The sequence below is a fragment of the Cupriavidus sp. PB-02 genome (assembly GCF_058252315.1).
The window spans coordinates 2,601,715-2,615,903 of record NZ_CM177694.1; the positions used below are offsets into that span (position 1 = coordinate 2,601,715).

Below are 14,189 nucleotides of genomic sequence, written 5' to 3' on the forward strand. Positions count from 1 at the left end.
TGCGTCAGGTGCAATAATTAAGTAAAACTTATACCGTCAGATTTGCCCATGAGCATCAGCGCACGTCAGATCGAAATATTCCGCATGGTGATGCTGCTCGGTTCGGCGAAGCGCGCCGCCACCGCGCTGCACATCAGTCAGCCGGCGGTCACGCAATTGCTGCTCCAGCTGGAGGGCGGGTCAGGACTGAAGCTGTTCGACCGGCTCAAGGGCCGACTGGTCCCGACACCTGAAGCGCACGCCTTGATGACGGAGGTCGAGCGCGTCTATGTCGGCCTTGACATGGTGCAGCGCAAGATCGACATGCTTCGCTCGCACGAGGATTCAGTGCTGCGCGTAGGCACCCTGCACGCGATGTCAGCCAGCATCATGCCCGCGGTGGTGTCGGAGTTCCTGCATCTCTATCCGCGCATCCGCTGCCAGCTGGTGGTGGACAGTTCGCTCGCGCTGCGCGCCAGCTTGCTGCAGGGCGAACTGGACCTCGCGTTTATGGGCGACGAGGCTGACACTAGTGGGCTGGTGGCCTCGGCGTTCTATGAGGCGCCCGCGGTGTGCGCCGTGCCGGCCACGCATCCCTTCGCCCACCTCGCCCGCATCGAGCCGCGCGATCTGCAGGATGCGCCACTGATAGCGTTGTCGGCATCCGATCCCGCGCAGCGGCGGCTTGAGCAGTTATTCGCCGCGGCCGGAAAATCAGCCCGTTTTGTCGCCGAGACGCCGTACAGTGCGACGCAATGCGCGCTGGTGCTGGCGGGCGCTGGCCTGGCGATCACCAACCCGCTGGTTGCGCGCGAGTATGCGGCGCTGGGGCTGCGCGCAGTACCGTTTGCCCCAGCCTTTCATTTTCGTGCCCTGCTCGCCTTCCACCCGGGACAGGGACAATCGCGAGCCGCGCAGGAATTCGTCGCCCTGTGCCGCCGCCCGGTTGCGGACGTGCTGGCCACCTAGCGCATACCCGTAAGATCAGCCCGGCTGCACCCCTACCGCAGATTCTGCGTTCCGGACAAAGCAGTTCGCAATTCGATGTGGACTGGCGCGGCAAGATCAGCGTGATGCATGGCAACGTTGCACTTATGCTCGATAGCATGTCCACGACCGTTGCATCCTCTGAGCCGCCCCTCGCCGGCCCCACTGCGGACGAGCACGCCCATCCCCGCCTGGGCGCCGCGCTCGCCTACATTCACCAGCACCTGGGCGAACCGCTGCCGCTGCCGCTGCTGGCCGACCTCGTCCAGCTGAGCGTCGGGCGCTTCGTGACCGTGTTCCGGCTGACGGTGGGCATGACGCCGCATCGCTACATCAGCCTGAAGCGAATCCGGCGCGCGCAATGGTTGCTCAGGCAGGGCCACTCTCCGGCGCTGACGGCGCACGAGTGCGGGTTCTATGACCAGAGCCACTTCACTCGCTGCCTGAAGAGCGTTTGCGGCATGACTCCACGGCAGTTCCAGACGGCCAGCGCACCGCTCCCCGGGAATGCCGGCCGCAGCCTGCCAATGCCCAGGGCTCAGGTTGCTGATGGAAACAGCCGTTCGATGGGATAGTGCGTCTTAATGAAAGGCGACTTGATCACGATGAAGCTGAAGTACTTCTCGATGCCGATATTGCGCTCCAGCAGGCTTTCCATTAGTTCCTGGTAGTGGTTGACCCCACGGGTGATGAACTTGAGCAGGTAGTCATAGCCGCCGCTGACAAGGTGGCATTCGACGATCTCGTCCACCGCGCACACCGCCTTCTCGAAGCGCGCAAAGTCCTCGCGATGGTGGTCCTCCAGCGTGATCTCGGTGAACACCGTAAGAATATCGCCCAGCTTGTCCATCCGGATCTGGGCGCTGTATCCGCCGATATAGCCGGCCTGCTCCAGCCGCTTGACGCGAATCAGGCATGGGCTGGCGGAAAGACCCACCGCATCGGCGAGGTCGACGTTGGTCATGCGGCCGTTCTTTTGCAGCTGGGCAAGGATGCGGAGGTCGAGTCGGTCAAGTTTGATGGGGGCGGACATGGGCTTTCAAGACTGGAATGACTGAATCACATTGTCCCCGCATGGTTCGGCGAGGGCAATCGGGGCACGCCCGGAAAGTGAGGCACCGCATCGCCTTTCAGTACCCTTTCGCACGGTCCACCAGCCCGATCAGCGGCTCGCCGCGCTGCAGGCGGCGCAGATTGTCGAGCACGACCCGCGCCGCCGTGCCCGGCTGCGTCATGCTGGCGATATGGGGCGTGAGCCAGACCCTGGGGTGGCGCCACAACGGGTGGCCGGCAGGCAGCGGCTCTGGGTGCGTGACGTCGAGAATGGCATCGCCGATCTGCCCCGAATCCAGCGCGGCCAGCAGGTCGGCATCGTCGAGATGCTGCCCGCGCCCGACATGCACCAGCCCCGCCCCATTTGGCAGGGCGTCAAACACGCGAGCGCTCAATACTCCACGTGTTTCATCTGTCAGCGGCAGCAGGCAAACCAGGACATCGGTGCGGGCCAGGAACGCGTCCAGGGTCTGCGGGCCGGCATAGCACTGCACCCCTTCCAGGCTGCGCGGCGACCTTGCCCAGCCGGCACAATCGAACCCGAACAGCCGCAGCCGCTCCAGCACGGCCTGCCCCAGCGAGCCCAGACCAAGCACGCCGACGCGGCACTCGTGTGCCGCGCGCACCTGCAGGGGCCTCCACGCTTCCTGCGCCTGCTGCCGCCGGTAAGCCGGCATGTCGCGATGCAGCGCAAGGACCGAGAACACGACGTACTCCACCATCCCGTCGACGATGCCGGGCTCGATCATCCGCACCAGCGGTACGTGCGCAGGGAGCGCGTCCAGGTCGAACTGGTCGATGCCGGCCCCCGTTGAAAACAGTACCTGCAGGTTCGGGAACCGCTCTGCAATGCGGTCCGGCGCCTCCCAGGCCGCCAGGTAGCGGACCTTCCCGGGATCGCCGATATCGGGCCAGATGCGGAAATCGATGCCAGGCGCCTCGCGCGCAAAGACCTTGGCCCAGTCCCGGCCACGCACGGGATCCGCCTTGTACAGAAATGTCGTGTCTTGATGCATTGTTTCTATCCGAGGGCCTTGTCGGCCAGCGCAAAGGGTAGGAATGGTGCCGTTGGCGAAGCCGGGGTGCCGCGGGCCAGCACGGTCGCGTCGGCGACGTGCGCCAGGCCCAGGGAGCCGAGCCAGTCCTCGAGTTCACCATCGGCGTGAACGTCCAGGCGGAGTACGCGGCCTGTCACCAGGCCGGCCAGGTGCGCGATCATGGCTTTGGCCGCCATCGCGCAGGGTGCAACCACGGGGCCAACCATCGCGCCGCGGCCAAAGCGCCGCAGGATCGCGAAGCCGCGGGGCCCGTCGGAGTGATCGAGCACCACCGTGCCAATCGACTGGCGCAGCCAGGCCTGGATCAGGGACGGGCGTGCAACACCGCGGGCCCCCTGCTCCATGCCGACCAGCAGTTGCAGGTCATTGCGCCCGCCAGGCCGCAGGCGGCAGCCATCAGGTAGTGCCATCAACGGCGCCGGCAACGCCTTGCCCTGGTACTGACGCACCTCGCCGATGCGCTCGAACCCCATGCCCGCATAGAAGCGATGCAGCTTCCCGGGGGCGTGAAGCAGCACGGTGCGGGCGTCCAGGCCGGCACACAGCGCCTCCAGCAACGCGCTGCCGATTCCCCGCTCGCGGAAGGCCGGGGCGACGACGAGCAGCCCGACCGACGCGCCGCGCTCGTCCCACAGCCAGCGCATGCCGACACCGACCACCGCGCCGCCGACTTCGGCAACGCGGCCCTCGCCCATCTGGAACAGCGTCTTCCAGTCGCTGAGACGATGCGGCCAGCGTACATCTTCGGAAAGCGAAAGCGCGACGGGCAGATCGGACTGTGCCATCACGCGGATGGCAGGCGGTCCATCGCTTGCATGGAGTGGGAGCTGCGCGGAGTTCATTGCAGTAAAGGCCAGCGCCGGACGAAAAGAGAGAGCCCTGATGATGCGATGAACAGGCAAGACGCGGATAGGAAAAATTTGCTGCGTCGGACGATGCACCGACGCTGTGCCATGCCTAGGGTAATCCCGAAGATTGTTGCGGTGCACATGCACGCACGCAGTGCGCATGGCAGGCAATGCCAAACCGCCCACGCGAAACCGCAGGTTTTACTGCCACGGCTTGCAATACCCCACAAAGCCATCGGTCGCACATGCTTCAATGGCAGGGAAATGACACGCTGCGCGCCGTGCTGCCGCAGCAGCAGCCTGCCCCCGCGCCGCATGGTCCTGAGCTTGCACTTTCGCGATCCCCAGAACTCCGGCCCCCACCAGGAGCTATTGCCATGTCAGACAAGAAGCCATTCGACGGCCTCAGCGGCCCTGCCGAATTTACCCCGATCATCAGCGCCTTGCAGACGCCGCGCCGCGGCTGCCGCATCGGTGCCGGCATACCGCGCCTTATTGCCACCATCGACGGCTGCAACAAGGGGAAAGGAGAGACACCATGAACCGGTTCATCTTGCGTCTGCTGGCGCGGCGCGTCGGCATGGCGCTGATCTCATTGCTGGCCGTCTCGGCCATCGTCTTCGCGATCACCGCGGTATTGCCCGGCGATGCCGCGGAGGAGCAACTCGGACAGGACGCCACACCGGAAGCCCTGGCTGCGTTGCGTACCCAGATGGGGCTCGATGTCCCCGCGCCGGTGCGCTACGCGCACTGGCTGGGCGGCATGGCGACCGGCAACGCCGGCGAGTCGCTGGTCACGCGCATGCCGGTGTCGGAAGCCATCGGCAGCCGCCTGCCCCAATCGCTGCTGCTGGCCGGCCTGACCGCGCTGATCTCGGTGCCGGTGGCGCTCGGCCTCGGCATTCTGGCGGCGGTCTACCGCGGCACCTGGTTTGACCGCAGCGTCAGCCTGGGCGCGGTGGCAGTGGTCTCGGTGCCGGAGTTCCTGGTCGCGACGCTGGCGGTGTTGCTGTTCGCGGTCCACCTGCGCTGGCTGCCGGCGCTCGCCTATGTCGGCGCTGAAGATTCGTGGGACAAGATCCTGCGTTCGCTGGCCATGCCGGTGCTGAGCCTGTGCTGCGTGATCATCGCGCAGATGCTGCGCATGACCCGCGCGGCGGTGATCGACCAGCTCAAGGCGCCTTACATCGAGATGGTGCGGCTCAAGGGCGCCTCCTCCACCCGCATGGTGCTGTTCCACGCCCTGCCCAACGCCATCGGCCCGATTGCCAATGCCGTGGCGCTGAGCCTGTCTTACCTGCTTGGCGGCGTCATCATCATCGAGACCATCTTCAACTACCCGGGGATCGCCAAGCTGATGGTGGACAGCGTCGCCCAGCGCGACATGCCCGTAGTCCAGGTGTGCGCCATGATCTTCTGTTGCGCGTACCTGATCCTCGTCACGCTTGCCGATGTGTGCGGCATCGTCGCCAATCCGCGTCTGCGCCACCGCTGAAGCCTTGAACGCCATGCAGGAGCTGCAACTCATGTCCACTACCTCCAACACGCACGCCACCGCCGCCGTGAGTGCCCCCCAAAAAGGCGGTCGCCGCCCGCGCCTGCCCAGGCTGGGAATCGGCTGGATCGGCTGCCTGATCCTTATCGGCTGGCTGTTCGCCGCCATCCTCGGCCCGATCCTGATCAACGCTGACGCCACGCCCACGGGCGAGATCCAGGTCTTCGGCCCGATCAGTGCCCACCACTGGCTCGGCACCGACTACCTGGGACGCGACATGCTGACGCGCGTGATCCTGGGCGCGCGCTACACCGTCTGCGTGGCCCTGGTCTCGACCCTGTGCGCCAGCGGCATCGGCATCACGCTGGCATTGCTGGCCACCGTCAGCGGCCGCTGGATCGATGCCGGCCTGAGCCGCGGCCTCGATACGCTCACGGCGATCCCGAGCAAGATGTTCGCGCTGATCATGGTCGCGGCCTTCGGTTCGTCAGTCTGGATGCTCGCCCTCACGGCGGCGATCATCTACATCCCGGGCGCCTATCGCATCGCGCGCTCGCTGGCGGTCAACATCAATGCGATGGACTACGTGACCGTCGCGCGCACCCGCGGCGAAGGCACTGCCTACATCATGCGGCAGGAAATCCTGCCGAACATCCTCGGCCCCATGCTGGCTGACCTGGGGCTGCGCTTCGTCTACGTCGTGCTGCTGCTCGCGAGCCTCAGCTTCCTGGGCCTGGGCATCCAGCCGCCCGATGCCGACTGGGGTTCGCTGGTGCGCGAGAACATCGGGGCACTGTCCGAAGGCAGCATGGCCGTGGTGGCGCCGGCGCTGGCCATCGCCAGCCTGACCCTCGCCGTCAACCTTGTTATCGACAACCTGCCGGGTCGCTCGGCACGTAACGGAGTCAAATAAATGGGCACGTCCGTAAAGGTCAGCAATCTGCGCATCACCGCAGGCCAGGCGACGTTGGTAGATGGTGTGGACTTCGAGATCGAGCCCGGCAAGGTGCTGGCACTGATCGGTGAGTCCGGCTCGGGCAAGACCACGACCGCGCTGGCGCTGATGGGCTTCGCGCGCCACGGCTGCGAGATCTCCGGCAGCATCCGGGTCGGCACCACCGACGTGCTGCACCTGTCGCCGGGCGAACAGCGCCGGCTGCGCGGGCGCGAGATCACCTATATCGCGCAGAGCGCGGCGGCCTCGTTCAACCCGTCGCGCACCATCATGGACCAAGTGGTCGAACCGGCGCTGATCCACCGGCTCATGGATCGCAAGGCTGCCGAGAAGAAGGCGGTCGCGCTGTTCCGCGAACTGGCGCTGCCCGACCCTGATTCCATCGGCGAGCGCTACCCCCACCAGGTTTCCGGTGGCCAGCTACAGCGCCTGATGGCCGCAATGGCCCTGATCACCGATCCCGACCTGGTGATCCTGGACGAGCCGACCACGGCACTGGACGTCACCACGCAGGTCGAAGTGCTGCGCGTGTTCCGACGCGCGGTGCAGGAACGCCGCACCACCGCGGTCTATGTCAGCCACGACCTGGCCGTGGTGGCCCAGGTGGCGGACCACATCCTGGTGCTGCGCGAAGGCAAGATGCGCGAGCTGGGCGAGACCGACCAGATCCTGTACCAGCCCGCCGACGACTACACGCGCTGCCTGCTGGCCGCGGCGCGGCCGACCGAGCGTCCCGGCGCGCCGGTGGACCCGGACAAGAGCCCCCTGCTGCTCGAGGTCCGCGATCTTTCCGCCGGCTACGGTGCCGTCGATGCGCACGGGCAGCCGGCCTCGAAGATCCTGGAGGGCGTGGGCCTGAAGCTGTACCGGGGCCAGGCGATCGGCGTCATCGGCGAGTCGGGTTCGGGCAAGACCACGCTGGCGCGCGCGATTGCCGGCCTGGTGGCGCCGTGCTGTGGCAGCATCGCGTTCAACGGCCGTCCGCTGAAGCCGACAGTGGCCGAACGCAGCCGCGATGAGCTGCGGCGCATCCAGATCGTGTTCCAGATGGCCGACACCGCGCTCAATCCCGCGCGCACCATCGAGGAGATCCTGGCGCGGCCGCTGCAGTTCTTCCACGGCTTGCGCGGCGAAGCCCAGCGGGCGCGGATTCGCCAGTTGCTCGATCTGGTGCGGCTGCCGATCGGCGTGGCCCAGCGCACGCCCGGTGGCCTGTCCGGAGGGCAGAAGCAGCGCGTGAACCTGGCCCGGGCACTCGCGGCCGATCCTGAGCTGATCCTGTGCGACGAGATCACCTCGGCGCTGGACACCGTGGTCGGCGCGGCCATCCTCGACCTGATGGCCGAGCTGCGCAAGGAGCTGGGTGTCTCGTATCTCTTCATCAGCCACGACCTGCACACCGTGCGCTCGATCTGCGACGAGATCGTGGTGATGCAGCATGGCCGCAAGCTGACCCAGGTCGCGCACCAGGACTACGACCGCGGTCCGCACCACCCCTACTACGCGCTGCTGGCGCGCTCGGTGCCCGAGTTGCGCCGCGGCTGGATCGATGAAGTCGATCTCCATAGCGAAGGCGCAGTGGCCACCGCTGCCACCGCCTGACCCCATTCTTAAGGAGAGTTTGTTCATGCCTTTGTCCCTACAGAACCAGACCTTGCTTCCCGGCCGCAACTATATCGGCGGCGAATGGTGCGGCGCGGCCGACGATCGCACACTGTCCGTGGCGGACCCCGCGACGGATGAAGTCTTTGCGGCGGTACCGGATAGCAGTGCGGCGGACGCACGCCGCGCCGTCGATGTCGCGCACGCAGCGTTCCCAAGCTGGCGCAAAACGCCGGCCAAGCAGCGCGCGCAGATCATCAAGCGCTGGAACGACCTGATCGTCAGCCATGTGGAAGACCTTGGCCGCCTGATCTCGCGCGAGCAGGGCAAGCCATTGGCGGAAGGCAAAGGCGAGGTGCTGTACGCCGCGAGCTATGTCGAATGGTTTGCCGAAGAAGCCACCCGCGCCGATGGCGACGTGATCGCCGCGCCGGTCCCCGGTCGGCGCATGCTGGCACTGCGCGAGCCGGTTGGCGTCATCGCGGCGATCACGCCGTGGAACTTCCCGGCTGCGATGATCGCGCGCAAGATCGCGCCGGCGCTGGCGGCCGGTTGCACGGTAGTGTGCAAACCTGCCGAGGATACGCCGCTCACCTCGCTGGCGCTGGTCAGGCTCGCGGAACAGGCGGGCGTGCCGCCGGGCGTGCTGAATATCGTCACCGCCTCGCGCGAGCGCGCGGCCGAAGTCGTCGACGTATGGCTGGACGATGCCCGGGTGCGCAAAATCACCTTTACCGGCTCGACCCCGGTAGGCAAGCACCTGGCGCGCCGCTCCGCCGATACACTGAAGAAGCTGTCGCTGGAACTGGGCGGCAATGCCCCGTTTATCGTGTTCGACGATGCCGACCTCGACGCCGCCGTCGACGGCCTGATGGTTTCCAAGTTCCGCAACGGCGGGCAGACCTGCGTGTGCCCGAACCGCATCTATGTCCAGGACAAGGTGCATGACGCCTTCGTCGACAAGCTTGCCGCCCGCGTTGGCGCGCTGGTAGTCGCCCCTGCCACCAATCCCGCCGCGCAGATCGGTCCGATGATCAACGCGCGGGCGGTCGACAAGATCGAGCGTCATGTGAAGAACGCGGTCAGCCGCGGTGCGCGCGTGGTCGTTGGCGGCGAGCGCATCCGCAACGAGCAGTGCCCGGGGCCGAACTACTATGCGCCCACCGTGCTGGCCGACGTGGATGCGTCCATGGACTGCTCCTGCGAGGAGACCTTCGGGCCGGTTGCGCCGGTCACGCGCTTCGGTACCGAGGCGGACGTGGTCGCGGCAGCAAATGCGACCCCGTTTGGGCTGGCGGCGTATTTCTACTCGAATGACGTGCGGCGGATCTGGCGCCTTGCCGATGCGCTCGAGTCGGGCATTGTCGGTATCAACGAGGGAGCGCTGGCCGCGGAAGCGGCGCCTTTTGGCGGCGTGAAGGACTCGGGCTACGGGCGCGAAGGGTCTCGCTATGGGCTCGAAGAGTACATGCATATCAAGTACGTCTGCCAGGGGCTGCTGGACTGAGCTGTCGCGAAGCCACCGGGTCTTGAACTACCTTTTGGGTGCTCCCTCTCCCGCTTGCGGGAGAGGGTTGGGGAGAGGGCCGGCATGTCGACGAAGTCAAGCGCTGTGGTATGCCACCGCCTGCCCTCTCCCCCGCCCCTCTCCCGCAAGCGGGAGAGGGGCGCAAACCGGCAGCCCATAAAAGTCTCTCAGCAATCCCGCGGCCGGCGCAAGCCGGCCGCTTTGCATTTAGAGCCCCCCAGCAAGCTCCTCATCCATCCCATCGAAGGAACTGCTGTTCCTCCCGCCACAACAGAATTCACTGCTGATCCAGGCCCAGAATTCGGTAAGAGCGCGACGACCCTCGTCCCTATACTGGTCCCGGTGATTGCCAGAAAGCGTTGGCGATAGAACCCCAGCAGGCTTCGACCGTACCGCCCACGAATTCCATGAAAGCGATGCCCCAACGCCAGCCCAGTGCCCCCGCCGACCTCAATGCGCTGCTGCGATTGCGCACGCGCCTGGAAGCCGAAACCACGGCGGAAGTGCGCTTCGACGCAGTCACGCGCGCCATCTACGCATCGGAAGCCTCGAATTATCGACAGGTCCCCCTTGGCGTCGTCATTCCGAAGTCTGTCAAAGACCTGGAGACCACCGTGCGCCTGTGCGGCGAGCTCGGCGTGGCCATGGTGCCGCGCGGCGCGGGTACCTCGATGAGCGGCCAGTCGGTCAACGTTGCTGTCTGCATCGACCATTCCAAGTACTTGCACGCGGTTGAGCTGGTCGATCCGGCCCAACGCATCGGCCGCGTGCAACCCGGCGTCATCTGCGACCACCTGAAGCAGGCCGCCGCTGCGCACGGCCTCACCTTTGGCCCGGATCCGGCCACCCACAGCCGCTGCACGCTGGGCGGCATGATCGGCAACAACTCATGCGGCGCCCATTCGGTGATGGCTGGCAAGACCGTCGAGAACATCGAGCGACTGGAGATCGTGACCGCCACCGGCGCGCGCTTCTGGGTCGGCGCCACCGACGAGGCCGCGTATGCCGAACATCTGGCGGCAGGCGGGGAACAGGCGCGCATCGTCAAGTCCCTGCGCGAACTGGCCGAGCGCTATGCGGACGATATCCGCGCCGGCTTCCCGCGGCTCAAGCGCCGTGTCTCGGGCTACAACCTCGACCAGTTGCTGCCGGAAAACGGCTTCCACATCGCCCGCGCCCTGGTGGGGTCCGAGGGGACCTGCGCTACCGTGCTGCGTGCCGACACGTCGCTGGTGGAGGGACTGCCCGAGCGCGTACTGCTGGTGCTCGGCTTCGATACCATCTTCGATGCCGCCGACTGCGTGCCCGAGCTGCTGCCGCTCGGACCGATCGCAATGGAAGGCCTGGACACCGGCATCATCGGCGGACTGAAGCAACTCGGACTGAAGCTCGACGACATCGCCGAGCTGCCGGCCGGCAATGCCTGGCTGATGGTGGAGTTCGGTGCTGCCCTGCGCGACCAGGCCCGCGAACTGGCGGCCCGCGCCGCCAGCGCGGCACGCTCGTTCCCTACGCAGCCGAATGTAAGGCTGGTCGACGATCCCTCGCTGATGGGACGCCTCTGGGCCATCCGCGAGACCGGGGCTTCGGCAACGTCATTGTCGACCGTTCCCGGACAACCCGATCCCACCGTGGGCTGGGAAGATGCCGCGGTCGAGCCGGCCCGGCTTGGCGCCTACCTGAGGGAATTCTCCGCCCTGGTCGAACACTATGGCTACAAGACCAATATGTACGGCCACTTTGGCGATGGCTGCATTCATTCGCGCATCACCTTCGACCTGCGTTCCCCCACAGGCGTTGGCGACTGGCGTCGGTTCCTGGCGGAAGCCGCCGCGCTGGTCGTCAAGTACCAGGGCTCATTGTCCGGCGAGCATGGCGACGGCCAGGCAAAGGGAGAGTTCCTGCCCCTGATGTTCACGCCCCGGCTGATGCAGGCATTCCGCGAGTTCAAGGCCATCTGGGACCCGAACGGCCTGATGAACCCCGGCAAGCTGATCGATGCAATGCCGGTGGACGCCAACCTGCGCATGGGTCCGTCATACCGGCAGGATCAGGCAACCAGCGTCTTCACCTACCCGATGGGCGATGGCCCGGGCACCGGCTTTGGCCGCGAAACCGAGCGCTGCATCGGCATGGGCAAGTGCCGGTCGCTCGATGGCGGCACCATGTGCCCCAGCTTCAAGGCCACCCGTGAAGAGCGCTACGCCACGCGCGGCCGCGCACGCCTGTTCTTCGAGATGCTCAACGGCGAGGTCATCAGCGAGACCCGTGACGGCGAGGCGGTCAAGGACTCGATGGACCTGTGCCTGTCGTGCAAGGGCTGCAAGCACGACTGTCCGACGCATGTCGATATCCCCAAGTACCGCAGCGAGTTCCTGTATCGCTACTACAAGCGGCGCCTGCGCGCGCCAATGGATGCCGCAATCGGGCGCCTGGGGCAATGGCTGCCCACGGCCACGCGCGCGGCTGGTCTGCTCAATGCCCTGATGCGCAATCCGCTGACCCGGCGCGTTGGCCACGCTTTCGGCCTGGCGCGCTCGGCCGTGTTCCCCGAGATCGCCGCCACCGCATTCCGCCGCACCGGCACAGCGACACGCCTGCGGCAGGCCGGCACGCGGCCGTACGGCCAGCGCGACGTCGTCATATGGACCGATACCTTCAATAACGGCTTCACCCCGCATGTGCTCGAGGCCGCCGTCGCGGTGGTCGAGCGGCAAGGATGGAACGCGCGGCTGAGCACGCGCCACGTCTGCTGCGGCCGACCGTTCTATGACGTCGGCATGCTGGACCAGGCGCGCCGCAACCTGCTCGAGATCCTGGACGTACTGTCCGCGCCGATTGCCGCCGGCGTTCCGGTGCTGGTGCTGGAACCAAGCTGCCTGTCGGTGTTCCGGGATGAAATGCCGGCCCTGCTGCCTGACGACCCGCGCGCCAAAGCGCTGGCAGCACTGACGGTCACGATGGCCGAGTTCGCCACCCGCGCCGGCATGGCGCTGGACAACGATGCCGAGGTCCACCTGCACGCCCACTGCCATCACCGCGCCTGCGGCGGCACGGCGGCGGAGCGCCAGCTTGGCGCAAGCGTCCTCGACACCGGTTGTTGCGGGATGGCCGGCGCCTTTGGCTATCACCGCAAGACAGCCGAGCTGTCGCGGCGGATTGGCGAGAGCACGCTGCAGCCAAAGCTTGCCGCACTCCCGGCCGATGCGCTGGTTGCCGCGGACGGCTTCAGCTGCCGCACCCAGATCCGCAAGCTGACCGGACGCGAACCGCGCCACCTCGCAGAGATCCTTGCCGACTCCAACCCTTCGCAACCACACCGCGACACCGACTTCGCGGAACCTGAAAGAGGCGTAACGCAATGACCCAGTCCAACCAGGCCCATATCGCGGCCCGCACCCAACATGTTCCGCATGGCGTCGTCACCGCCCATCCGATCTTTGCCGACAAGGCCGAAGGCTCGTTCCTGTGGGATGTGGAAGGACGTCGCTATATCGATTTCGTCGGCGGCATCGGCGTGCAGAATATCGGCCATAACCACCCCAAGGTCGTCGAGGCGGTGCGCAGGCAACTGGGTCGGGTGACGCACGCAGCGTTCCAGGTGGTCGGCTATGACGTCTATGTCGAGCTGGCCGCGCGGCTGAACAAGCTGGTCGGCGGCGCCGAACACTACAAGACGCTGTTCGCGACAACCGGCGCGGAAGCGGTGGAGAACGCGGTCAAGATCGCGCGCGCCTACCGCAATGTGCCGGGGATCATCGCGTTCCGCGGCGGCTTCCACGGGCGCACGCTGCTCGGCTCGACGCTGACCGGCATGAGCACGCCGTACAAGCAGAACTTCGGACCGCTGGCCGGCGACGTCTATCACACGCCCTATCCCGATGAATTCCGCGGTTTCTCCGGCGCGGATGCGATCCGCGCACTGGAAGACCTCTTTGCCACGCAGATCGCCCCGGATCGCATCGCGGCCATCATCCTGGAACCGGTGCAAGGCGACGGCGGCTTCCTGCCGGCCGGCAACGAGTTCCTGCAGGCCCTGCGCGCGCTGACCCGCAAGCATGGCATCGTGCTGATCCTGGATGAGATCCAGGCCGGATTCGGCCGGACCGGCAAGATGTTCGGCTTCCAGCATGCGGGCATCCAGCCGGACCTGGTCACGGTCGCGAAGAGCCTGGCCGGCGGCATGCCGCTGTCCGGCGTGGTCGGGCGTGCCGAGATCATGGACGCGCCGGCACCCGGCGGGCTGGGCGGCACGTATGCGGGCAATCCGCTCGCCTGCGCCGCAGCGCTGGCGGTGCTCGACCTGTTCGAGGAAGAACAGTTGCTCGCCAGTGCGCTCGCACTGGCTGAAACGCTGCGCGCGGGGCTCGACCAGCTCGCGCGCGAGTTTCCCGCCATCGGGACCGTGCGCGGCGTTGGCGCGATGCTGGCGCTGGAGTTCGTCAAGGACAGCGATCCGTTCCAGCCCGACGCGACATTCGCTCAAGCAGTGATCGACCGCTGCCGCGAGCGCGGCCTGCTGGTGATCAAGTGCGGCGTGCATCGGAACAACGTGCGCCTGCTGGCGCCGCTCAACACCTCCTCGGAAACGGCGCAGGAAGCCCTGGAGATCTTGCGCGCCGCGATTGCGCAAACCAGCAACGAGGCCCGGTAATACGCCGCCCTCGCCGGGTCCGGCGGACAA

12 protein-coding genes are annotated in these 14,189 nt (G+C 66.6%); 9 read left to right on the forward strand and 3 right to left on the reverse strand.

Annotated elements, in window-relative coordinates:
• Nucleotides 1-48 precede the first annotated feature (48 nt).
• Both AC10V3_RS12210 and AC10V3_RS12215 read left to right on the forward strand, forming a co-directional pair.
• Nucleotides 49-948, forward strand: a complete 900-nt coding sequence (locus tag AC10V3_RS12210; RefSeq protein ID WP_022535523.1) for a LysR substrate-binding domain-containing protein — start codon at nt 49-51, stop codon at nt 946-948.
• Between the two features lie 137 nt (nt 949-1,085).
• The gene (locus tag AC10V3_RS12215) at nt 1,086-1,541 is read left to right on the forward strand and encodes a helix-turn-helix domain-containing protein (protein ID WP_490922263.1); all 456 of its coding nucleotides are present in this window, start codon (nt 1,086-1,088) and stop codon (nt 1,539-1,541) included.
• Here the strand turns inward: AC10V3_RS12215 and AC10V3_RS12220 are convergent.
• The 3 genes from AC10V3_RS12220 to AC10V3_RS12230 all read right to left on the reverse strand — a co-directional run bounded on the left by AC10V3_RS12220 (nt 1,505) and on the right by AC10V3_RS12230 (nt 3,862).
• Complete coding sequence (locus AC10V3_RS12220; RefSeq protein ID WP_013956719.1) at nt 1,505-1,999, reverse strand: Lrp/AsnC family transcriptional regulator; 495 nt, start codon at nt 1,997-1,999, stop codon at nt 1,505-1,507. The genes AC10V3_RS12215 and AC10V3_RS12220 overlap by 37 nt on opposite strands.
• Nucleotides 2,000-2,096: 97 nt before the next feature.
• Nucleotides 2,097-3,035: a 2-hydroxyacid dehydrogenase gene (locus AC10V3_RS12225; protein WP_349607180.1), complete on the reverse strand. Its 939-nt coding sequence runs from the start codon at nt 3,033-3,035 to the stop codon at nt 2,097-2,099.
• Nucleotides 3,036-3,040: 5 nt separating this feature from the next.
• Nucleotides 3,041-3,862: a GNAT family N-acetyltransferase gene (locus tag AC10V3_RS12230; protein ID WP_490922264.1), complete on the reverse strand. Its 822-nt coding sequence runs from the start codon at nt 3,860-3,862 to the stop codon at nt 3,041-3,043.
• A gap of 440 nt (nt 3,863-4,302) precedes the next feature.
• Here AC10V3_RS12230 and AC10V3_RS12235 point away from each other — a divergent pair, with 440 nt between their 5' ends.
• The 7 genes from AC10V3_RS12235 to gabT all read left to right on the forward strand — a co-directional run bounded on the left by AC10V3_RS12235 (nt 4,303) and on the right by gabT (nt 14,159).
• Nucleotides 4,303-4,467 (forward strand): hypothetical protein, encoded by a 165-nt coding sequence (locus AC10V3_RS12235; RefSeq protein ID WP_490922265.1) that lies wholly within the window; start codon nt 4,303-4,305, stop codon nt 4,465-4,467.
• The gene (locus AC10V3_RS12240) at nt 4,464-5,420 is read left to right on the forward strand and encodes an ABC transporter permease (protein ID WP_490922267.1); all 957 of its coding nucleotides are present in this window, start codon (nt 4,464-4,466) and stop codon (nt 5,418-5,420) included. Before AC10V3_RS12235 ends, AC10V3_RS12240 begins: the two co-directional genes overlap by 4 nt.
• A 31-nt stretch (nt 5,421-5,451) precedes the next feature.
• Nucleotides 5,452-6,333, forward strand: a complete 882-nt coding sequence (locus tag AC10V3_RS12245) for an ABC transporter permease (RefSeq protein WP_490922268.1) — start codon at nt 5,452-5,454, stop codon at nt 6,331-6,333.
• Nucleotides 6,334-7,977, forward strand: a complete 1,644-nt coding sequence (locus tag AC10V3_RS12250) for an ABC transporter ATP-binding protein (protein ID WP_022535530.1) — start codon at nt 6,334-6,336, stop codon at nt 7,975-7,977. It begins immediately after the preceding gene.
• A 25-nt stretch (nt 7,978-8,002) separates the two neighbouring features.
• A complete protein-coding gene (locus AC10V3_RS12255; protein ID WP_022535531.1) occupies nt 8,003-9,484 on the forward strand; it encodes an NAD-dependent succinate-semialdehyde dehydrogenase in 1,482 nt (493 codons plus the stop codon).
• A gap of 428 nt (nt 9,485-9,912) precedes the next feature.
• Complete coding sequence (locus AC10V3_RS12260; RefSeq protein WP_041681082.1) at nt 9,913-12,870, forward strand: FAD-binding and (Fe-S)-binding domain-containing protein; 2,958 nt, start codon at nt 9,913-9,915, stop codon at nt 12,868-12,870.
• Nucleotides 12,867-14,159: a 4-aminobutyrate--2-oxoglutarate transaminase gene (gene gabT, locus AC10V3_RS12265; RefSeq protein WP_022535533.1), complete on the forward strand. Its 1,293-nt coding sequence runs from the start codon at nt 12,867-12,869 to the stop codon at nt 14,157-14,159. The genes AC10V3_RS12260 and gabT overlap by 4 nt, the downstream gene beginning before the upstream one ends.
• Nucleotides 14,160-14,189: the final 30 nt, after the last annotated feature.

Coding starts and splice junctions, on each gene's coding strand:
- AC10V3_RS12210 (WP_022535523.1), top strand. CDS start 49: ATGAGCATCAGCGCACGTCAGATCGAAATATTCCGCATGGTGATGCTG.
- AC10V3_RS12245 (WP_490922268.1), top strand. CDS start 5,452: ATGTCCACTACCTCCAACACGCACGCCACCGCCGCCGTGAGTGCCCCC.
- AC10V3_RS12255 (WP_022535531.1), top strand. CDS start 8,003: ATGCCTTTGTCCCTACAGAACCAGACCTTGCTTCCCGGCCGCAACTAT.
- AC10V3_RS12220 (WP_013956719.1), bottom strand. CDS start 1,999: ATGTCCGCCCCCATCAAACTTGACCGACTCGACCTCCGCATCCTTGCC.
- AC10V3_RS12250 (WP_022535530.1), top strand. CDS start 6,334: ATGGGCACGTCCGTAAAGGTCAGCAATCTGCGCATCACCGCAGGCCAG.
- AC10V3_RS12215 (WP_490922263.1), top strand. CDS start 1,086: ATGTCCACGACCGTTGCATCCTCTGAGCCGCCCCTCGCCGGCCCCACT.
- AC10V3_RS12260 (WP_041681082.1), top strand. CDS start 9,913: ATGAAAGCGATGCCCCAACGCCAGCCCAGTGCCCCCGCCGACCTCAAT.
- gabT (WP_022535533.1), top strand. CDS start 12,867: ATGACCCAGTCCAACCAGGCCCATATCGCGGCCCGCACCCAACATGTT.
- AC10V3_RS12240 (WP_490922267.1), top strand. CDS start 4,464: ATGAACCGGTTCATCTTGCGTCTGCTGGCGCGGCGCGTCGGCATGGCG.
- AC10V3_RS12235 (WP_490922265.1), top strand. CDS start 4,303: ATGTCAGACAAGAAGCCATTCGACGGCCTCAGCGGCCCTGCCGAATTT.
- AC10V3_RS12225 (WP_349607180.1), bottom strand. CDS start 3,035: ATGCATCAAGACACGACATTTCTGTACAAGGCGGATCCCGTGCGTGGC.
- AC10V3_RS12230 (WP_490922264.1), bottom strand. CDS start 3,862: ATGGCACAGTCCGATCTGCCCGTCGCGCTTTCGCTTTCCGAAGATGTA.